The sequence below is a fragment of the Dactylosporangium fulvum genome, from assembly GCF_025137375.1.
Lineage (GTDB): Bacteria > Actinomycetota > Actinomycetes > Mycobacteriales > Micromonosporaceae > Dactylosporangium > Dactylosporangium fulvum.
This window is the reverse complement of record NZ_CP073720.1, coordinates 1886028-1905227: the sequence shown is the minus strand read 5'-3', so window position 1 is coordinate 1905227 and position 19200 is coordinate 1886028. Positions and strand designations below refer to the sequence as shown.

General features: G+C 71.8%; 17 protein-coding genes. 12 read left to right on the top strand and 5 right to left on the bottom strand.

Annotated elements, in window-relative coordinates:
- The 6 genes from Dfulv_RS08860 to Dfulv_RS08835 are packed head-to-tail and all read left to right on the top strand — an operon-like array spanning window position 1 to window position 5869.
- Entirely contained in the window at window positions 1-897 is an 897-nt protein-coding gene (locus Dfulv_RS08860) for a class I SAM-dependent methyltransferase (RefSeq protein ID WP_259862159.1), read from the top strand.
- A gap of 26 nt (window positions 898-923) precedes the next feature.
- Window positions 924-2435, top strand: a complete 1512-nt coding sequence (locus tag Dfulv_RS08855; protein WP_259862158.1) for a deoxyguanosinetriphosphate triphosphohydrolase family protein — start codon at window positions 924-926, stop codon at window positions 2433-2435.
- 16 nt (window positions 2436-2451) lie between these two features.
- Window positions 2452-2916, top strand: coding sequence for a GNAT family N-acetyltransferase (locus Dfulv_RS08850; protein ID WP_259862157.1), 465 nt, complete (start codon window positions 2452-2454; stop codon window positions 2914-2916).
- Window positions 2917-2969: 53 nt separating this feature from the next.
- Window positions 2970-4052, top strand: coding sequence for a hypothetical protein (locus Dfulv_RS08845; protein ID WP_259862156.1), 1083 nt, complete (start codon window positions 2970-2972; stop codon window positions 4050-4052).
- A 14-nt stretch (window positions 4053-4066) separates the two neighbouring features.
- On the top strand, window positions 4067-5428 hold the full coding sequence (locus tag Dfulv_RS08840; RefSeq protein ID WP_259862155.1) for an FAD-dependent oxidoreductase: 1362 nt from the start codon (window positions 4067-4069) through the stop codon (window positions 5426-5428).
- 9 nt (window positions 5429-5437) lie between these two features.
- Window positions 5438-5869, top strand: a complete 432-nt coding sequence (locus Dfulv_RS08835; protein WP_259862154.1) for a GNAT family N-acetyltransferase — start codon at window positions 5438-5440, stop codon at window positions 5867-5869.
- Window positions 5870-5871: 2 nt separating this feature from the next.
- Here Dfulv_RS08835 and hemQ read toward each other — a convergent pair whose 3' ends face one another.
- Both hemQ and hemG read right to left on the bottom strand, forming a co-directional pair.
- Complete coding sequence (gene hemQ / locus Dfulv_RS08830) at window positions 5872-6570, bottom strand: hydrogen peroxide-dependent heme synthase (protein ID WP_259862153.1); 699 nt, start codon at window positions 6568-6570, stop codon at window positions 5872-5874.
- 4 nt (window positions 6571-6574) lie between these two features.
- Window positions 6575-7921 carry a protoporphyrinogen oxidase gene (gene hemG / locus Dfulv_RS08825; RefSeq protein WP_259862152.1) on the bottom strand — a complete coding sequence of 449 codons (1347 nt, stop codon included), beginning with the start codon at window positions 7919-7921 and terminating at the stop codon, window positions 6575-6577.
- A 22-nt stretch (window positions 7922-7943) separates the two neighbouring features.
- Here hemG and Dfulv_RS08820 point away from each other — a divergent pair, with 22 nt between their 5' ends.
- Together Dfulv_RS08820 and Dfulv_RS08815 are read left to right on the top strand one after the other, a co-directional pair.
- On the top strand, window positions 7944-8702 hold the full coding sequence (locus Dfulv_RS08820) for an SDR family NAD(P)-dependent oxidoreductase (RefSeq protein WP_259862151.1): 759 nt from the start codon (window positions 7944-7946) through the stop codon (window positions 8700-8702).
- Window positions 8703-9260: 558 nt separating this feature from the next.
- Window positions 9261-10262 (top strand): HEAT repeat domain-containing protein, encoded by a 1002-nt coding sequence (locus tag Dfulv_RS08815; protein ID WP_259862150.1) that lies wholly within the window; start codon window positions 9261-9263, stop codon window positions 10260-10262.
- 4 nt (window positions 10263-10266) lie between these two features.
- Here Dfulv_RS08815 and hemE read toward each other — a convergent pair whose 3' ends face one another.
- Window positions 10267-11286 (bottom strand): uroporphyrinogen decarboxylase, encoded by a 1020-nt coding sequence (gene hemE / locus Dfulv_RS08810; protein ID WP_259862149.1) that lies wholly within the window; start codon window positions 11284-11286, stop codon window positions 10267-10269.
- 80 nt (window positions 11287-11366) lie between these two features.
- Between hemE and Dfulv_RS08805 the strand changes: the two genes are divergently transcribed.
- Entirely contained in the window at window positions 11367-11918 is a 552-nt protein-coding gene (locus Dfulv_RS08805) for a DUF3000 domain-containing protein (protein WP_259862148.1), read from the top strand.
- A 62-nt stretch (window positions 11919-11980) separates the two neighbouring features.
- Here Dfulv_RS08805 and Dfulv_RS08800 read toward each other — a convergent pair whose 3' ends face one another.
- Both Dfulv_RS08800 and Dfulv_RS08795 read right to left on the bottom strand, forming a co-directional pair.
- Window positions 11981-12793 carry a hypothetical protein gene (locus tag Dfulv_RS08800; RefSeq protein WP_259862147.1) on the bottom strand — a complete coding sequence of 271 codons (813 nt, stop codon included), beginning with the start codon at window positions 12791-12793 and terminating at the stop codon, window positions 11981-11983.
- Window positions 12794-12915: 122 nt separating this feature from the next.
- Window positions 12916-13860 carry a S1C family serine protease gene (locus Dfulv_RS08795; RefSeq protein ID WP_259862146.1) on the bottom strand — a complete coding sequence of 315 codons (945 nt, stop codon included), beginning with the start codon at window positions 13858-13860 and terminating at the stop codon, window positions 12916-12918.
- 428 nt (window positions 13861-14288) lie between these two features.
- On the opposite strand from Dfulv_RS08795, the gene Dfulv_RS08790 reads away from it, so the two are divergent.
- The 3 genes from Dfulv_RS08790 to Dfulv_RS08780 all read left to right on the top strand — a co-directional run bounded on the left by Dfulv_RS08790 (window position 14289) and on the right by Dfulv_RS08780 (window position 19106).
- Window positions 14289-15560 (top strand): HRDC domain-containing protein, encoded by a 1272-nt coding sequence (locus Dfulv_RS08790; RefSeq protein WP_259862145.1) that lies wholly within the window; start codon window positions 14289-14291, stop codon window positions 15558-15560.
- A gap of 286 nt (window positions 15561-15846) precedes the next feature.
- Window positions 15847-17040, top strand: coding sequence for a thiolase family protein (locus tag Dfulv_RS08785; protein WP_259862144.1), 1194 nt, complete (start codon window positions 15847-15849; stop codon window positions 17038-17040).
- Window positions 17037-19106: a 3-hydroxyacyl-CoA dehydrogenase NAD-binding domain-containing protein gene (locus Dfulv_RS08780; RefSeq protein ID WP_259862143.1), complete on the top strand. Its 2070-nt coding sequence runs from the start codon at window positions 17037-17039 to the stop codon at window positions 19104-19106. The genes Dfulv_RS08785 and Dfulv_RS08780 overlap by 4 nt, the downstream gene beginning before the upstream one ends.
- The last annotated feature ends 94 nt before the right edge of the window (window positions 19107-19200 follow it).

The window sequence follows — 19200 nt, the reverse complement described above, 5'->3', positions numbered from 1 at the left end:
ATGATGAACAACACTGTCACCGACACGCCCCTGATCGCCCCGTCCGCGGCGGCCCGGCACGCCCGGCTCGCCGAGGTGCTGGCCTGCCCTGCCTGTCACGCGCCGCTGCGCGGCACCGTCGCCTGCGGCGGCTGCGGCACCACCGGCCGGCGCGAGGGCACCCGGTTCAGGTTCGGCGGCTTCGAGTCGGAGGAACTCGAGGCCGACGCGCTGAACCGGGTCAAGGAGTTCGTCAAGACCCGCTTCCACAAGGTCTACCCGACGGCCATCAAGGTCCTCTCGCCGGTCATGGACCGCCCCGGTGCGATCGCCGGCTTCCTGAAGAGCTTCGACCTCGACCGCGACCTGGTCGCCGACTTCGGATGCGGCACGCACCGCCGGGACGAGCGCGTCATCTGCATGGACGGCGGTTCCTACGGCAACGTCGACATCGTCACCGACCTGCGCCGGCTGCCGCTGGCCGACAACAGCCTCGCGGGCGGGGTGAGCATCGCGGTCCTGGAGCACGTGCCGGACCCGGCCAACCACGTCGCCGAGATGCACCGGGTGCTGCGGCCGGGCGGCCGGATGCTGGTGTTCGTGCCGTTCATGCAGCCGTTCCACGCCTCGCCCTACGATTTCCAGCGCTACACCGAGGTGGGGCTCAGGGAGCAGTTCCCGCAGTTCGAGGTGCTCGACGTCAAGGTCGGCGCCGGCCCGACCTCGGGCATGATCTGGGTGTTTCAGGAGTGGCTGGCGATGCTGCTGTCGTTCGGCAGCACCAGGCTCTACCACGCGATCCTGCCCCTGACCTGGATCCTCTCCCCGCTGAAGGTGCTCGATCTGCTGATGGCGCACCATCCGATGGCATCGCAGGTCGCCAGCGGCTTCGTCGTCGAGGTGCGTAAACCCGCATAGGCGGCCACCCGCGTAGGCTCCCGGGTATGGATCTTCGTGAGGAACGGCTTTTCGGCGGGACGGCGGTCGCACCGGGCGACCTTGCGGGCAACCCCTTCCGGGTGGACCGCGACCGGATCGTCGCGTCGCCGTTCTTCGCCCGCCTGGGCGGCGTCACGCAGGTGATCAGCCCCGGCGGCTCGGGGCTGCTGGTGCACAACCGGCTCACGCACAGCCTGAAGGTCGCGAGCGTGGCCAGGGGCATCGTGGAGCGGTTGTCGGGCGACCGTGAACTGCTCGACAAGCTGGGCGGCTGCGACCCCGACGTCGTGGAGGCCGCGGCGCTCGCCCACGACCTCGGGCACCCGCCCTTCGGGCACCTCGGCGAGCGGGTCCTGGACCGCGTCGCCCGGGAGCGCCTCGGGCTGCCCGACGGTTTCGAGGGCAACGCACAGTCGTACCGCATCGTGACCGGCACCCGGATGGACGGCAAGACGATCGGGCTCGACCTCACGGCGGCGGTGCGGGCGGCCCTGCTGAAATACCCGTGGACGCGGCGCACGTATCCCGACCCGCACCCGCGGCACCTCACCCCGACGCCCCGCGGCGCCGGCGGCGACCCGATGGACGGCTCGGCGAAGTTCGGCGCCTACGTGACGGAGCTGGCCGACCTGCGGCAGGCCCGGGCGCCGTTCGCCGGACGGCTCGCCGACTGGCAGCAAACGGCCGAGGCGTCGGTCATGGACACCGCCGACGACATCGCCTACGCGATCCACGACCTCGAGGACTTCCACCGGGTCGGCGTGCTCCAGCAGGGGCCGGTGTCGACCGAGCTCAACGCCTGGCGGCGCGACGCGGCCACGCTGCGCGGGATGAGTGTGGAGGCGCTGCGGGCGACCAGCCGCCGGCCCGGTCACTCGGTCGAGCTGCTGCGGCGCGACCTGCACCGCAAGGACGACTGGATCTGCGACGACGACGCGTTCGACACCGCTGTCGAGCACGTCCGGCAGGAGCTGGTCGGCGGCCTGCTCGCCGTACCGTTCGACGGCTCGATCGACGCGGAGGAGACCATCGCCGGGTTCTCCGCCAGGTGGACCCGCCGTCTGATCGACGCGATCCATGTGCAGCCGGATCCGCCGGTACGGTCCGGGCACGTGCTCCTCGGTGCCGCGCAGTGGCACGAGGTACAGGTGCTGAAGTTCATCCACCACCGCTTCGTCCTGGAGCGGCCCGACCTGGCACTGCACCAGCGCGGGCAGGCGCGCCTGCTGGTGGCACTCGTCGACGCCCTGCACGCCTGGCTGGTCGACCCGGACGAGGAGGCCCGGCTCCCGCGCCGGCTGCACGACCTCGTCGAGCTGGCGCAGTCCGAGGTGGCGGGGCTGACCGGCGAGGACTACGGCCTCGCGCCCGGCACGCGGCTCGACACCGCGGCGATGGCCCGCGGCCGGGCGATCGTCGACTTCGTCGCGGCGCTCACCGACGGGCAGGCGGTGGGGCTGCTCGAGGCGCTCTCAGGGCGGTCCCGGCAGTTGTGGACCGACGCCTTCGTCCTGTGATCAGTATCGTGATCGCATGTTCGAACTCCGCCCCATGACCCCCGCCGAATACGACGCCCGCATCCCCGTCCTCAAACGCGAATACGCCGCCGACGAGGTCAGGGCCGGCCGCAGCACGCCGGAAACGGCACAGGAGCGCACCGATCAGCTCTTCGCACGCCTGCTGCCGGACGGTCTCGCGACCGCAGGACAACTGCTGTTCAGCGGGGTCGCCGACGGTGTCGTGATCGGCTTCATCTGGCTGGCCCTGCCGACGCCGGAGCGGCCGCAGGCCTGGGTGTTCGACATCGAGGTCGACCCGGAGCACCGGCGCAACGGATACGGCCGGGCATTGATGCTGGCCGCTGAGGATCAATTGCGTTCGAGAGGCGTCGAACGGTTGGGGCTCAATGTATTCGGACACAATCCGAATGCCCGGAATCTGTATGAAAGTCTCGGCTTCGAGGTCACATCTCTGCAAATGTCGAAAGAACTCGGATGAACACCCGCAGCATTGGGTTGCAATTGTCACTCCGGTACCATTAAAAAGGTTCGGTGACCACCGAAGGTGATCTTCCAACTACTCCCCGCCGTCGCGTTGGCCGGGCCGCTCTCCCCTGGGCGCCGATCGGCGTGGCCACGGCGGGCGTCGTCACGATCGCGCTGACCGCGACCCTCATCTATCCGCTGACCGTGCCGGCGAGCAATGACGCGGCACCGGTCGCCGCTCCCGAGACACGCCGCTCGGCCGACATGGCGGGCCTGCCCGGGGCGGACAGCCCGTCGCCGTCGGCGTCCGCCTCCCCCTCCGTGTCGTCGCCGGCCCCGGCCGGGGCGACGGCGAAGCCCGTCCAGCGCACCGGGAAACCGGCCGCGGGCAACACCGGCGTCGTCGCCGGCACCCGCCTGACCGTCGTCGGCGGCGACCAGACGTACGCCACCGACGGCCAGGTCGTCGAGAACGCCGAAATCCGCGGGTACGTGCGCATCACCGGCCGGAAGGTGACCATCCGCAACTCGGTGGTCCGCGGCGGCGCGGCACGGTGCGGCGCGGTGATCCAGGTCGAGGCCGGCGGGAGCGCCACCATCGAGGACGTCGAGATCGCGCCCGCGGCCTCCGGCGCCTGCCTCGACGGCGTCTGGGCCACCGCGACCACCCTCAGCCGGGTCAACATCCACGGCACCGTCAACGGCGTCAAGGTGACCGGCGACGACGTGGTCCTGCAGGACTCCTGGGTGCACGACCTCACGCCGTTCCGCACCGGCGCGGCGGGCGGCGGCGGGACCGTCAACGACGCCGTGGAGTCGTTCGGCAAACGCCGGATCACGCTGCGGCACAACGTGCTCTCCCCCGGCGCCGGCGCCAACGCCGCGTTCCAGGTCACGCAGGAGGGCGGCACCGGCGGCGACCTGCGCGTCGAGGGAAACTGGCTCGACGGCGGCAACTGCACGCTGAACTTCGCCCACCGGGGCGGCGCCGCACTGACCGGCATCACCGTCGTGAACAACCGCTTCGGGCGCGACACGAAGTACGTCTGCCCCATCCTCGTCAGCACGCAGACCACGCTGTCGCAGAACTCCGGCAACGTCTGGGACGACACCGGCGCGCCGGTCCCGGCACCGGACCGGCACGACTGAGGAGAATGGGTCTCGTGACCGAACGACTGGTGGTGATCGGCGGGGACGCCGCAGGCATGAGCGCCGCCTCCCAGGCCCGCAGGCGGCGCTCCCCCGACGACCTGAACATTGTCGCGTTCGAGCGGGGCCAGCACGTGTCGTACTCCGCCTGCGGCATCCCGTACCTCGTGGCGGGGGACGTCGACGACGTCGACGACCTCGTCGCCCGGCGGCCGGAGGAGTTCCGCGAGCGGCAGCACATCGACCTGCGGCTGGGCAGCGAGGTCGTGGCGATCGACACCGACCGGCGCGAGGTGACCGTCCGGGACGCCACCCGCGAATACCGTGAACCGTTCGACCAGCTCGTCATCGCCACCGGCGGGGAGCCGATCCGCCCCGACGTGCCGGGTGCTGTGGCCGTCGGCATCCACGGCGTGCAGACGCTCGACGACGGCATCCGCATCCTGGGGTACCTCGACCGGCACACCCCGCGCCGGGCCGTGGTCGTCGGAGCCGGGTACATCGGGCTCGAGATGGCCGAGGCGATGATCCGGCACGGCCTCGAGGTGACCCTCGTCGACGGGGCCGAGCAGCCGATGCGCACGCTGGACCCCGACATGGGCGCCCTCGTCGCCGCGGCCCTGGAGCGGGAAGGCGTGCGGCTGCGGCTCGGCGAGCGGTTGCAAGGCTTCGGCAGCACCGCGGGACGCGTCAGCGCGGTGCACACGTCCGCCGGCGAGATCCCCGCCGACATCGTCATCCTCGGCCTCGGCACCCGGCCGAACAGCCGGCTGGCCGCGGCGGCGGACATCAAGGTCGGCGAGACCGGCGGCATCCGCGTGGACCGGCGCATGCGCACCTCGGCCGACGGGGTCTGGGCCGCCGGCGACTGCGTGGAGAACCTGCACCTGGTGTCGCAGCGGCCGGTGGCCGTCGCGCTCGGTACGCACGCCAACAAACAGGGACGCGCGGCCGGCATCAACATCGGCGGCGGCTACGCCACGTTCCCCGGCGTCGTGGGCACCGCGGTGTCGAAGCTCTGCGCCAACGAGGTGGCCCGCACCGGCCTGAGCACCGCCGAGGCGGAGGCCGCGGGCTTCCGGACGTTCAGCGTGGTGACGGAGTCGACGACCCGGGCCGGCTACTTCCCGGACGCGAAGAAGATCACGACGAAGATCATCGCGGAGTGTACGACCGGACGCTTCCTCGGCGGCCAGATCGTCGGCCAGGAGGGCGCCGCCAAGCGGATCGACGCCCTCGCGGTCGCACTGTGGCACGGCATGACGGTCGAGGAGATGACCTCGCTCGACCTGTCCTACGCCCCGCCGTTCGCGCCGGTCTGGGACCCGATCCTCATCGCCGCCCGCAAGGCCGCCGAGCACCTGGCGGGCTCATAGGATGGTGCCGTGCTGGCAACGTTCTCCGACCTGGACGCCCCGACCCTCTACCGCCTGCTGAAACTGCGCTGCGACGTGTTCGTGGTGGAGCAGCAGTGCGCCTACCCGGAACTGGACGGCAGGGACACCGAGCCCGGCACCGTCCACCTCTGGCTGGACGACGAGCACGGCGAGCCGGCGGCCTACCTGCGGGTGCTCACCGAGCCCGACGGCTCGGCCCGCATCGGCCGCGTGGTGACCGCCAAGTCCGCCCGGGGCCAGGGCCTGGCGGGCCGGCTGCTGCAGGCCGCGCTGGACCACATCGGCCCCGGCCGCGGCACGGTGCTCGACGCCCAGACCGACGCGATGCGCATCTACGAGCGCGTCGGCTTCCAGCCCTCCGGACCGGCCTTCGTCGAGGACGGCATCGAGCACGTCCCGATGCGCAGGCCCGCGTCCTGACCTCAGGGCAGGTTGGCCACCAGGTCGGCGATGTCACGGCGGCGGCCCGTGTAGAACGGGACCTCCTCGCGCACGTGACGGCGGGCGCTCGCCGCGCGCAACTCGCGCATCAGGTCGACGATCCGGTGCAGCTCATCCGCCTCGAACGCCAGCATCCACTCGTAGTCGCCCAGCGCGAAGCTGGCCACCGTGTTGGCGCGCACGTCGGGATAGCCGCGGGCCATCTGGCCGTGCTCGGCGAGCATCGCGCGGCGCTCGTCGTCGGGCAGCAGATACCACTCGTACGACCGCACGAACGGGTAGACGCAGACCCACTCCCTGACGCGCTCGTCGGCCAGGAACGCCGGGATGTGGCTCTTGTTGAACTCCGCCGGGCGGTGCAGGGCCATCTGCGACCAGACCGGCGCGAGCTGCCGGCCGAGGGCGGTGCGGCGCAGCGCCGAATACGCCCCCTGGAGCGCCTCCGCGCTCGGCGCGTGCCACCACACCATGATGTCGGCGTCGGCGCGCAGGCCGGCCACGTCATAGGTGCCGCGCACCACGACGTCCTTCGCGGCCAGGTCGGTGAAGAACGCGGCGACCTCCGCCGCCGTCTCGTCGCGCTTCGCCGGGTCGAGCGGGCCGGTGGCGCGGAAGACGGACCACATCGTGTAGCGAATAGTGTCGTTGATCTCGCGGATGCGTGCGGCGTTGCTGGTCATGCGACTATTCTCCCAATCCCTCGAGCACCGAACCCGCGGCGGCCCACCCGGACTTGACGCAGGCGGGGATGCCCACGCCGTCGTAGGCGGCACCGGCGACGGCGATGGCCGGGTGCGTGCGCAGAGTCGCGCGGAGGTGCTCCACGCGTTCACGATGATGGGGCCGGTACTGCGGGAGCGCCCCGCCCCAGCGGTAGACCCCGCTGTCGACGTGGTCCGGCAGCACGTCGATGCCGAGCAGCACGGCGAGCTCGTGGCGGACCAGCTCGACCAGGTTGACGTCGGTGCGCTGCAACACCTGCTCGTCGCCGTGCCGGCCGACGGAGGCGCGCAGCACGGTGACGCCGGGGCGCTGCAGGTGCGCCCACTTCCGGTCGAAGAAGGTGACGGCCTTGACCGCGTGCCCCTCGGTGGCCGGCACCAGGAAGCCCGACAGGTCCGGCAGCTTGGTCACGGGCAGGGCCAGCGCGACGAGCGCGACGCTCGCGTAGTCCAGCGGCACTCCCGCGACGCCATCCACTGTGGACAACAGTCGCGCGGCGGGGGTCGCCGGCACCGCCAGCACCACCCCGTCGGCGTCCAGCGTGCCCGCGTCGCGGGTCGAGCCGACGGTGAGCCGCCAGCCGGCGCCGTGCCGGTGCAGCGCGCGCACCGGCAGGCCCAGGCGCACGTCGGGCAGGGTGGCGGCGACGGCCTCGACGAGCCGGCTCATGCCGCCCTCGATCGTGCCGAACACCGGCCCGCCGGGCGGGCCCGACCGGGCCGCCACGGCCGCCTGGAGGGCCTCGGTCAGCGTGTGCGACCGCTCGGCGGCATCGGCCAGGGCGGGCAGTGCCATCCGCAGCGACAATGCGTCGGCCCGTCCGGCGTAGACCCCGCCGAGCAGCGGCTCCACGTAATGGTCGACGACCGCGTCACCGCGGCGCGGCCGGACAAGCTCGCCGACGGTGACGTCGCCGCCGGGCGCCAGGAGCGGCGCGGCGGACGGCACGTCCGGCACCGCCTCCTCGCTCCGCAGCGGAATGCCCATGAGCGTGCCGGAGGGCAGGTCACGCAGGCTGCCGTCGAGGGACACGGCCGCGCGCCCCGCCGTGGGGTGGACCACGGCGCCGGCGAGCCCGACCGCCTCGGCCAGCCGGAGCGCGGCGCTGGGGCCGCCGGCGGGGTCGGCGACGAGGAACGACTCGGCGCCCCGCTCGACCGGGCCGCCCGCGAGCGTGCCGGTGCGCAGCTTGCCGCCCGGCCGCTCGCCCTGCTCCACGACGACCACGTCGACGCCGGCGCCGGCGAGCCGGTGCGCCGCGGCCAAACCGGCAATGCCACCACCGACGACCACGACGCGCTTTGTCATACCCCGAGTCTATTGTCGCGGCATGACGGACGAGCGAGTGGCGGTCATCACCGGGGCGGCACAGGGCATCGGGCGGCGGACGGCGGAGGTGCTGGCCGCGGAGGGCTACCGGCTGGCGGTGTTCGACCGGCAACCGGTGCCCGGCTTCGACGGACTGTCGTTCGTCGGCGACGTGTCCGACGAGGCCGACGTGGCGCAGTTCGTCGCCGAGGTCGAGGCGCGCTTCGGGCGGACCGACGTGCTGGTCAACAACGCCGGCATCGCCTCCATCGCCCCGGCCGAGGACACCGGCGCGGCCCAGTGGCGCCGGGTGCTCGACGTCAACCTGACCGGCCCGTTCCTGCTCTGCCAGGCGTTCGGCCGGCGCATGCTCGTGCGCGGCACCGGTTCGATCGTCAACATCGCCTCGGTGGCGGGCCTGATGGGCGTGGCCGACCGGGTGGCCTACAACGCCAGCAAGCACGGCCTGATCGGCCTCACGCGCACGCTGGCGGTCGAGTGGGGCGGCCGCGGCGTCCGGGTCAACGCGGTGTGTCCCGGCTGGGTCAAGACCGAGATGGACGGCGAGTCACAGGCGTCGGGGGCCTACGGCGACCGCGACATCACCGACCACGTCCCGATGGCCCGTTTCGCCCAGCCGGACGACATCGCCCAGGCCGTCGCGTTCCTGGCCGACCCGTCGCGCAGCGCCTTCGTCAACGGCGCAGCCCTCTCCGTCGACGGCGGCTGGGCAGCCGACGGCTCGTGGCAGTCACTGCGCCTGGAGAGCCGGGGTCGCTGAGCGATCGCGGGGCGCCGGGTGGACACCGAGCGGCCCCTGGCGCGGGATGAGCACCGGCCGCCGGGAGCCGGCGCGGTGCATCCGGCTCCGCCTCGACTCGCGGCTCCAGATCGAGGGAAACCTCTGGCTGCCCCGGCGACCAGGAGCTTCCCTCGATCATGGGACACCGCCCTGAGTGGCGCGCATGCGCCCGACACGCGCGGCAACGAGCGGAAGCACCACAGCAACCGGCGGAAGCACCACGGCAACAGCAACGAGAGCGCCTACAGCAACGGGCGGCCGCACCACCCGGGGCACCGGTTCCGCCGCACCAGGGCGGGACGCACCCACCCTCCTCCGCTGTCCGGCGCCCTCACGGACAACGCCGAACGCACGACAGGCACGCTCCGCAACAGCTCGATTGCCAAACGTGATCAACTTGTGGCCGATCAGCCAGATGGCTGATCACCCGATGTGCGTCGATATGTCGACGGGTCGGGTGATCGTCACCCGGGTGTTGTCCATCTGTGGGGCGAACCCCTCTGGAAGATCTCGCCGAACGCGCGCACACTCTCACGGATGAGCGACCTCGCGTCCTCCGTACCCTCGCCGGACGACCCCGCGGACCCGCGTGGCCGTTCCGCCGATGCGTCCGGGCACGACCCGCTCGCCGAGGTGATCGCCGACCTGACGGATCTCGCCGAGGTGGCCGGACTTGTCGACCAGGCGACCCCGCTCGACGATTCGGAGCCGACCGCGCACACCATCGCCGCCCTGCTCAACTCCCCGACAACCGCGCCGGCGGAACTGGCCGACGCCGTTGCGTGGTGCTATGACGACGCTGCGTTACCGTTGTTGCTGCCGCTGGCCCACCACGACGATCCCCGGGTGCGCCGTGCCGTGGCGCAGGCGCTGCCCAGCGTGCTCGGCGAGTCGCCACCCGACGAGACCGTGCGGGCCCTGCTCGCCCTGAGCGCCGACGAGGACCCCGACGTGCGCGACTGGGCCTGCTTCGCGCTGGGCACCCAGCTGTCCGAAGTGGACTCCCCGGTGGTCCGCGACGCGCTGGCCGCCCGGCTCGACGACCCGCACGACGACACCCGCTGCGAGGCGCTGCTCGGCCTGGCCCGGCGGCGCGACGAGCGGGCGCTGCCGGTCCTGCACGAGCGGCTGTCCCGCGACAACGTCTACTCGCTGGAGATCGACGCGGCCGGCGCGCTCGGCCACTCGTCGCTGCACACGCTGGTCCGCGGCCACCTCGCCGGCTGGGACGACGACGTGGTGGCCCGGGTCTGCGCGGCGCTGCGCCTCACCGACCCCGACGGCGTCGGGGACGACCTGCTCGACGGGCTCGCCGAATGGTTCCGCACCGGCGCGCCGCACGCCACCGACGAGGACCGGTACTGGTGGACGGTGACCCTCCAGGTGCTGGAGCACGCCGAGTACCGGGCACCCGAGATCGCCGAGCAGGTGCACGACCGGCTCGCCGGCAGCGAGCCGTCGACCACGCTGATGCTCGCCTCGCGCCTGGCCCAGCTGGCCGGCGACCACGGCTGGCCGCGCTGGAGCCCGTCCTACTGAACGCTCAGCGCGCGTGGTGGATCAGGTCCACCAGGCGGGTCAGCACCTCGGGGTCCGTCTCCGGGGGCACGCCGTGGCCCAGGTTGAAGATGTGGCCGGGCGCCTTGGCACCCTCGGCGAGCACGCGCATAGCCTCCTGCTCGACGACCTCCCACGGCGCGAACAGCACGCACGGGTCGAGGTTGCCCTGGACCGCCTTGCCGGGGACCCGGCTGGCGGCGACGTCCAGCGGCGTGCGCCAGTCGACACCCACCACGTCGGTGCCCGCCTCACCCATGGCGGTCAGCAGCTCGGCGGTACCGACGCCGAAATGAATCCTGGGAAGGCCCTCCGGCAGGTTGCCCAGCACCGCCGCCGAGTGGGGCAGCACGTACTTGCGGTAGTCGGCCTCCGACAGCGCACCCGCCCACGAGTCGAACAGCTGCACCGCGTCGACACCGGCCTCCGCCTGGACGCGGAGGAACGTCAGGGTGATCTCGGCGAGGCGGGCGCACAGCGCGTTCCAGACGTCGGGCGCGCCGTACATGAGCGCCTTGGTCTTCACGTGGTGCTTCGACGGCCCGCCCTCGACGAGGTAGCTCGCCAGGGTGAACGGCGCACCGGCGAACCCGATCAGCGCCGTCGTGCCGAGCTCCCGCTGCAACTGGCGGACCCCCTCGGCGACGAAGCCGACGGCCTCGGGCTCGAGCGGACGGATCGCCTCGACGTCGGCCATGGTCGACACCGGGTGGGCGACGACCGGGCCGGTGCCGGCGACGATGTCCAGGTCGATCCCGGCCGCCTGCAGCGGCACCACGATGTCGCTGAACAGGATCGCCGCGTCGACCTTGTGCCGGCGCACCGGCTGGAGGGTGATCTCGGTGACCAGGTCCGGCCGCCGGCAGGAATCCAGCATGCCGATCCCGGCACGCACCGCGCGATACTCGGGCAGTGAGCGGCCGGCCTGACGCATGAACCAGACCGGCGTGTGCGGCACGGCCTCACCGCGGATCGCGCGCAACAGGACCTTCGTCGTGTCATCCATAGCGCAACCATCGTTGCACTCCGTGCGTGGCGGCGGCGCGGCGGCACCCCCTGCGCGACTTTCTCTCTTAGTCTTCCGATATGGCACCACAAATCGCGACTCCTTCGACGTTCACCCGCGCGGTGGAGGAGCTGCGTGCCGTGACCGCCCGGCCGGAGATCACGCTGGAGGAGGTGCCGGCGCCGCAGCGGCTGGCACCGTTCGCGCACGCGATGGGCGGCACGGTCCTCCGACACGGCGACGAGGTCGCGACCGGGCGGCTCATCCTGCTCCACGACCCGGCCGGGCACGACGCGTGGGACGGCACGATGCGCCTGGTGACGTATGTGACCGCCGAACTGGAGGCGGAGCTCGCCGCCGACCCGCTGCTGCCCGGCGTGGGCTGGAGCTGGCTCACCGACGCCCTCGACGGCCACGGCGCGGCGTATACGGCCATCGGCGGCACCGTCACGCAGACCCTCTCGACCCGTTTCGGCGAGCTGGCCGGCCCGCCGACGGCGGCCGACCTGGAGATCCGCGCGTCGTGGACGCCGACCGACGACGACATGCAGGCCCACGCTCACGCCTGGTGCGCGCTGCTGGCCTCGACGGCGGGACTCCCCCCGCCCGGGGTCACCGCCCTGCGGGCATGAAGCGGGCATGAGCAAGGCCGGCGCCCGGAAGCGCCGGCCCGTCCGGGATCACTTGCCCGAGATCAGATGCCGAGCAGGGTCGAAGCCTCGTCGCACGGCTTGTCCAGCTCGTTGAGCTTGTTCTGCATCGTGGTCCGGTCGCCGTTGTTGGCGGCGTCGATGAACTGCAGCAGCAGCGTGAGGCACTTGCCGACGACGTCGCGTTGGCGCTTCGCCTCGGTGCTGTCGGCCTGGGTGCCGCGCAGGTCCTGCTGGGCCTTGGTCAGCTCGTCGGCCTTCTTCTGCAGGTCGGCCTTGGTGGTGTCCAGGTCCTTCTGCGTCGTGTCGACGGTCTCCTGACGCTGCGCGGAGAGCTTCTCCGACTTGTCGAGCTTGCCGCTCTTGTCGATGTAGAGGCCGACGAAAACACCGGCGGCGATCACGGCGAGCGCGAGCAGGCTCGCGAGGATCGGGACCGCGACACTCTTCTTCTTCGGCTGGTCGACGGGCGGGTAGCCGACCGGCTGGGCCGGGAACGCCGGAGCACCGGAGACCGGGCCGTACATGTTGGGCGGGCCCGACATGGGCGGCCCGGACAGGGGCGGGCCGGACATCGGCGGAGCCGACATCGGCGGGTTGGCCTGCATCGGCGCGGTCGGCGGCGCGGAGACCGACGGGTCGAGGCTGTAGGAGCCCTCGTTGCTGTAGGTCGGCAGCTGCGTGGTGCTCTGGTCGTGGAGCGGGGCCGGCTGCTGGGGCACCGGGCCGCCGTACGGCGAGACGGGCTGCTCACTGTAGGGCGCTGCCGGTGGCGGGTAGGCTCCGGCGGGCGCGTTCGGGTCGGGGTAGCCGTATCCCTCGTTCGGGTTCCCCTGGGGGTTTCCGGGGTATGACATGTTCTTCCTCCTGATGGTCCCGCCGGGCAGCGCCCCGGGGGAGTCGTTCGGCCGTCACGACCGGGACGCGACGACTGGTGGTGCCCCGGCGAGGCCGGGAAACGTAGGAACCGGGATACGAATCAGCAGAAGCTGATCGTCTCGCAGACCACGGTGATCGGAATCGCCAGGCCGATGCCCTCGGCCTCCCTCGCCTTCAGCGTCGCGACACCGACCACCTCCTTCTTCGCGTTGAACACGGGCCCGCCCGAGTTGCCCGGGTTGATCGCCGCGTCGAACTGCATGAGCTGCTCGCCCTGCATCGTCCGGAACGCGCTCACCACGCCGGTGGTGACGGTGTCCTCGAGCCCGTACGGGGATCCCACGACGAGCACGGGTTCACCCACCTTCGGCACCGCCGCGGCCGGAACCAGCCGCGCGAACTGCTCGTCGGAGTGCAGCACGGCCAGGTCCTTGTCCGGGTGCACCTCGACGATGCGGGCCGGGAAGCGCTGATCGGTGCGCTCGAGGCTGACGTCCTTCTCGTTCTTCACGTAGGCCTGCTCGACCACGTGGTAGTTGGTGATCAAGTTGGTGCCGCCGCCCGAAGCGGCCTTGCCGATGGCGAACGCGGTGCCGGTGGAGTACTTGGTGGAGACTCGGAACACGCTCGGCCGCACGCTCGCGGCGACCTCGGCGGCGTCGAGGTTGCCGCCGGTCTTGGTTTCGAGCTGGTCCGCGCGGCCCTCCAGTGCCTTGATGCGCTCCTCGTCCGTCTTCTGCGCGGCGGCGGCGCGGTCCTCGGCCTTGCCGAGGCGCTGCTGCAGGTTGACGATGAACGCAGCCTGGACGCTGACCACGATCAGCAGGATCACCGCCAGCGTCAGGGCGAAGGCGGCGACGCCGTTGCGCCGGGCGGGAGCGGTCATGGGCGGCGCGCTGTGCGGCGGCGGGCCTGCGGGTGCCGAGACCGGCTGTGCGGGTGCCGAGACCGGCCATGCGCTCGTCTGCTGGGCAGGAAGGGAGCCCGTGTTGGCCGGAATCTGGCCGGTGCTGGACACCGCCGGGAACGATCCGGTGGACGTCATCCGCGGAGGGAGTGGACCGAGTCGCTCCGGTTCGTCGGCCGGGCGGTCTGTGTGCCGCGGCCGTTCGAACGAATCGGAGGTGCCGGAAGCCACCGGGTTGGAGGGGTCATACCCGGCCGTCATGCTTCTCGTTTCCTTCCTGTAACGGTTCCGCCCGTTTCACCGGACGTGTGCCCACCCGCAGGCAGCCATGTTGCAACGTCATCAGTCGGCCTCACCCTAGACGGCCAGCACAAGCCCCGCGACCTCCGAGGCAACCTCTGGACAGAAGCAACCTGCCGACAGGACCGGTGGTCCTGCGCACGCGACCGTACCGGTCGGCGTGGGCGCCTGTCTGACCCATCTCAAGGTCGCAGTAAGGTCCCAACAACCCGACGCGCCGGACCGGCTGCACCGGCACACCTGTGGCGCAACGTACCGTGGTCGGCGTGACCGACGAACCCCCCGCGCGGCGTCGGGACGAGGAGCCAGACAGTCCGGACAAACCGGACGACACGACCGAGCCCGTCCTGCTGACCGCCCCCCGAGACGGGACACCCGATCCGATCGTGGACCGGGCCGAGCTGGTGCGCGCTGTCGAGCGACTCGCCCAGGGCACCGGCCCGGTGGCCGTCGACGCCGAGCGCGCCTCCGGCTACCGGTACACGCATCGCGCGTACCTTGTTCAACTGCGCCGCGCCGGCGCGGGCACCGTGCTCATCGACCCACTACCCTTCGGCCAGCTACCCGAGCTCGACGAGGTGATCTCCCCGACCGAGTGGGTCCTGCACGCCGCCAGCCAGGACCTGCCCTGTCTCACCGAGTTAGGACTACGCCCCACCCGGCTGTTCGATACCGAGCTCGCCGCCAGGTTGTGCGGGTTCGAACGGGTCGGCCTGGCCGCGCTGACCGAGTCGCTGCTGGGCTACACGCTGGAGAAGCACCACTCGGCGGCGGACTGGTCCACGCGGCCCCTGCCGACCTCCTGGCTGACGTACGCCGCACTCGACGTCGAGCTGCTGCTCCAGCTGCGCGAAACCCTGACCGAGGAACTGCATCGGCAGGACAAGACCGAATGGGCCAAGCAGGAGTTCGCGGCGCTGGTGGCCTCGGCCGGCGACCCGCCGCGGGTCCGCGCCGACCCGTGGCGCCGCACGTCGGGCATCCACCGGGTCCGCGGCGCGCGCGCCCTGGCCCGGGTGCGGGCGCTCTGGCAGGCTCGGGACGAGATCGCGCAGCGGCGCGACGCCTCCCCCGGCCGTGTCCTGGCCGACGCCGCCATCATCGCCGCCGCCGAGGCGGACCCGAAGGACGAGCGTGGCCTGCTGGCCCTGGCCGGCTTCGGCGGCCGGTCGGTGCGCCGCCTGGCCCCGACGTGGCTCACCGCGCTGTCCGATGCCCGCGCGCTGTCGGACAAGGAACTGCCCACGACCCCGCCGTCGGAGGGTCCTCCCCCACCGCACCGCTGGGCCGAGCGTGACCCGGCGGCTGCGGCGCGCCTGGCCCGGTGCCGCGAGGTGGTGACAGGCTCGGCGACGGCATATCGGGTGCCTCCGGAAAACCTCATAACCCCGGATTCGGTACGCCGTCTGGCCTGGTCCCCTCCGGAGGAGTTGACGGAGGAGGCCGTGGCGGCGGTGCTCGCCGGCTACGGCGCACGGCCCTGGCAGGTTGCCCTGGTGGCACCGGGCCTGACCGCGGCACTGCAACTGCCGGCCTGAGCCTGCTGTACGGCACGCGCCCGCTCTGAGTGGAAGCTCTCGAGCGGGCGCGTGCCGCTGTTTGTGGTCCGAGTGCGGCGGAGTCGCAACTTTTCATGATCGTGGACGTTTTGCGCGTTCCAGCCCACCGAAACATCCGTGATCATGCACGGCGCCCAGGCAGCCTCGCGACAGGCCGAGGCGAGGCATGTCGGGGGTGATGCGTCCCGGGATGTGGTCCGGTCCACAGCCCACGGCACCTACTGGTGAGTAACATTGGGCGTAACTCGTTGCTAGGAGGACTCCCGTGCCCCGTCCCGTCCGCGACGTCGTCTTCGTCGACGGCGTGCGCACCCCGTTCGGCAAGGCCGGTGGGATGTATGCCAACACCCGCGCCGACGATCTGGTCATCCGCTGCATCCGGGAGCTGCTGCGGCGCAACCCGCAGCTGCCGCCCGAGCGGGTCGACGAGGTCGCCGTCGCCGCCACGACGCAGACCGGCGACCAGGGTCTGACCATCGGGCGCACCGCGGCCCTGCTGGCCGGGCTGCCCAAGACCGTCCCCGGCTACGCCATCGACCGCATGTGCGCCGGCGCCCTGACCGCGGTGACCACCGTCGCCGGCGGCATCGCCTTCGGTGCTTACGACGTTGCCATCGCCGGCGGTGTCGAGCACATGGGCCGCCACCCGATGGGTGAAGGCGTCGACCCCAACCCGCGCATCCTGGCGGAAAAGCTGGTCGACCCGTCCGCGCTGGTCATGGGCTCGACCGCGGAAAACCTGCACGACCGCCTGCCCGGCATCACCAAGGAGCGCGCGGACAAGTTCGGCTACGCGTCGCAGGTCAAGACCGCCGCCGCGTACCAGGCCGGCAAGCTCCAGCCCGACCTGGTGAGTGTCGCCACCCGCGACCCGGAGGCCGGCTGGGGCCTGGCGACCGCCGACGAGGCGCCGCGCGAGACCAGCCTGGAGAAGCTCGCCACGCTCAAGACGCCGTTCCGCCCGCACGGCAAGGTGACCGCGGGCAACGCGGCCGGCCTCAACGACGGTGCCACCGCCGCGATCATCGCCGCCGAGGACGTCGCGCGGGAGTTGGGCCTGCCGGTCGGCATGCGCCTGGTGTCGTACGGCTTCGTCGGCGTCGAGCCCGAGGTCATGGGCTACGGCCCCGTCCCGGCGACCGAGAAGGCGCTGCGCCAGGCCGGCCTCACCATCGAGGACATCGGCCTGTTCGAGCTCAACGAGGCCTTCGCGGTGCAGGTGCTCGCGTTCCTCGACCACTTCGGCATCGCCGACGACGACCCGCGCGTCAACCCGTGGGGCGGCGCGATCGCCGTGGGCCACCCGCTCGCCTCCTCGGGCGTGCGGCTGATGACGCAGCTGTCGCGCCAGTTCGCCGAGCACCCCGAGGTGCGGTACGGCCTGACCGCCATGTGCGTCGGCATCGGCATGGGTGCGTCGGTGATCTGGGAGAACCCGAACTGGGAGGGTGGCAAGTGACCACGACCATCACGAACCCGAACGAGGTCGTGACCAAGGCGTTGCTGCGCTTCGTGACGCTGCCGGGCCGTGAGCGGGCCGCGCTCATCACGCTCGACAACGGCTTCGACCACACCAAGCCGAACTCGTTCGGCCCCGGTGGCCTGGCCAGCCTGGAAACGGCGATCGACGAGGCGATCGCGGCGCAGCCCAAGTTCATCGCGCTGACCGGCAAGCCGTACATCTTCTGCGTCGGCGCGGATATCACCGGCATGCCGCTGCTGACCTCCCGCGAGCAGGCGCTGGAGCTCGGGCGGTACGGCCACCGCGTCTTCCGGAAACTCCGCGACTCCACCGTGCCGACCTTCGCGTTCGTCAACGGCGCGGCGATGGGCGGCGGGCTCGAGGTCGCCCTGCACTGCCACTACCGCACGGTGAGCAGCGGTGCCGCGGCGCTCGCCCTGCCCGAGGTCGCGATCGGCCTGGTGCCCGGCTGGGGCGGCACGCAACTGCTGCCCAACCTCATCGGCATCGCCGCGGCCGCGCAGGTCATCCTGCAGAACCCGCTCACCCAGAAGCAGCTCAGGCCGGCGCAGGCGCACGAGATGGGCATCGCCGACGCGATCTTCGAGCCGGCGGACTACCTCGAGCGCTCGCTGGAGTGGGCCGAGGGCGTCGTCGACGGCACGGTCACGGTGACCCGGCCGGAGATCGACCGGGAGATGTGGGACGGCGTGCTGTTCTTCGCCAGGCGACAGCTCGACGAGCGGCTGCACGGCGCGGTCGACAGCGCCAACCGAGCCCTGGAGCTGCTGGCGCTGGCCAAGGAGGCGTCGTTCGAGGACGGCACCGCCGCCGAGGACGAGGCCCTCGCCGACCTCATCATGGGCGACCAGGCGCGGGCCAGCCTCTACGCCTTCGACCTGGTGCAGCGGCGCGCGAAGCGGCCGGCCGGCGCCCCGGACAAGGGCCTGGCGCGCGACGTCAACAAGGTCGGCATCGTCGGCGCCGGTCTCATGGCCTCCCAGCTGGCGCTGCTGTTCGTGCGCCGCCTGGAGGTACCGGTCGTGCTGACCGACCTCGACCAGGAGCGCGTCGACAAAGGTGTCGGCTACGTCCAGGCCGAGATCGACAAGCTGGTGTCGAAGCGGCGGCTCGATCCGGGCAAGGCGGCGAAGTACAGAGGTCTCGTCAGCGGCTCGGTCGACAAGGCCGCGTTCGCCGACGCCGATCTCGTGCTGGAGGCCGTGTTCGAGGACCTGAAGGTCAAGAAGCAGGTCTGGGCCGAGATCGAGAAGATCGTCCGCGACGACTGTGTCCTGGCGACCAACACCTCGTCGCTGTCGGTCACCGAGCAGGCGGCCGACCTGGCCCACCCGGAACGCGTGGTCGGGCTGCACTTCTTCAACCCGGTCGCCATGATGCCGTTGCTGGAGGTCGTACGGGCGGCGCAGACCGACGACGCGACCCTGGCCACCGCGTTCGCCGTCGGCAAGGCGCTGAAGAAGTCCTCGGTGCTCGTGAAGGACGCGCCGGCGTTTGTCGTCAACCGCCTGCTGACCCGCTTCCTCGGCGTGGTGACGTCGTCCGTCGACGAGGGCACCCCGATCGACGTCGCCGACTCGGCGCTCGACCCGCTCGGCCTGCCGATGCGGCCGATGGCGCTGCTCACCATGGTCGGCCCGGCCGTCGCGCACCACGTCGCCGAGACGCTGCACCACGCGTTTCCCGACCGCTTCGGCGTGTCGCCCAACCTGGCGAAGGTGGTCGGCGCGGGCAAGCGCGGTTTCACCGACGCCGACGGCAATCCCGACCCGGAGGTGGTCGCCCTGCTGGAGGTCGGCGACCGGCCGTCCACCGCGGAGCAGCTGCGCGAGCAGGCCACCGAGGCCCTGGCGCGGGAGATCCGGCTCATGCTCGACGAGGGTGTCGTCGCCGATGCGCGCGACATCGACCTGTGCATGATCCTCGGCGCCGGCTGGCCGTTCCACCTGGGCGGCGTGACGCCGTACCTGGACCGGGAGGGCATCTCGGAGAAGGTGACCGGATCCCGGTTCCTGCCGCCGGGAGTGGCGAACGCCCCGTAACCCCTCATAAGAGGGAAATATTGACCGAACCACCTGCATCGGACCCCGCCGGCGCCTAGCGTTGGCGGGGTTCGCGCGCGGTCCCCCCGGCCGC

Excerpts from the sequence above, each read along its gene's own strand:
- hemE (WP_259862149.1), bottom strand. The coding sequence starts at position 11,286 with ATGGATGACACGACGAAGGTCCTGTTGCGCGCGATCCGCGGTGAGGCC.
- Dfulv_RS08795 (WP_259862146.1), bottom strand. The coding sequence starts at position 13,860 with ATGACGTCCACCGGATCGTTCCCGGCGGTGTCCAGCACCGGCCAGATT.
- Dfulv_RS08800 (WP_259862147.1), bottom strand. The coding sequence starts at position 12,793 with ATGTCATACCCCGGAAACCCCCAGGGGAACCCGAACGAGGGATACGGC.
- Dfulv_RS08855 (WP_259862158.1), top strand. The coding sequence starts at position 924 with ATGGATCTTCGTGAGGAACGGCTTTTCGGCGGGACGGCGGTCGCACCG.
- Dfulv_RS08815 (WP_259862150.1), top strand. The coding sequence starts at position 9,261 with ATGAGCGACCTCGCGTCCTCCGTACCCTCGCCGGACGACCCCGCGGAC.
- Dfulv_RS08860 (WP_259862159.1), top strand. The coding sequence starts at position 1 with ATGATGAACAACACTGTCACCGACACGCCCCTGATCGCCCCGTCCGCG.
- Dfulv_RS08820 (WP_259862151.1), top strand. The coding sequence starts at position 7,944 with ATGACGGACGAGCGAGTGGCGGTCATCACCGGGGCGGCACAGGGCATC.
- hemQ (WP_259862153.1), bottom strand. The coding sequence starts at position 6,570 with ATGACCAGCAACGCCGCACGCATCCGCGAGATCAACGACACTATTCGC.
- Dfulv_RS08805 (WP_259862148.1), top strand. The coding sequence starts at position 11,367 with ATGGCACCACAAATCGCGACTCCTTCGACGTTCACCCGCGCGGTGGAG.
- hemG (WP_259862152.1), bottom strand. The coding sequence starts at position 7,921 with ATGACAAAGCGCGTCGTGGTCGTCGGTGGTGGCATTGCCGGTTTGGCC.
- Dfulv_RS08850 (WP_259862157.1), top strand. The coding sequence starts at position 2,452 with ATGTTCGAACTCCGCCCCATGACCCCCGCCGAATACGACGCCCGCATC.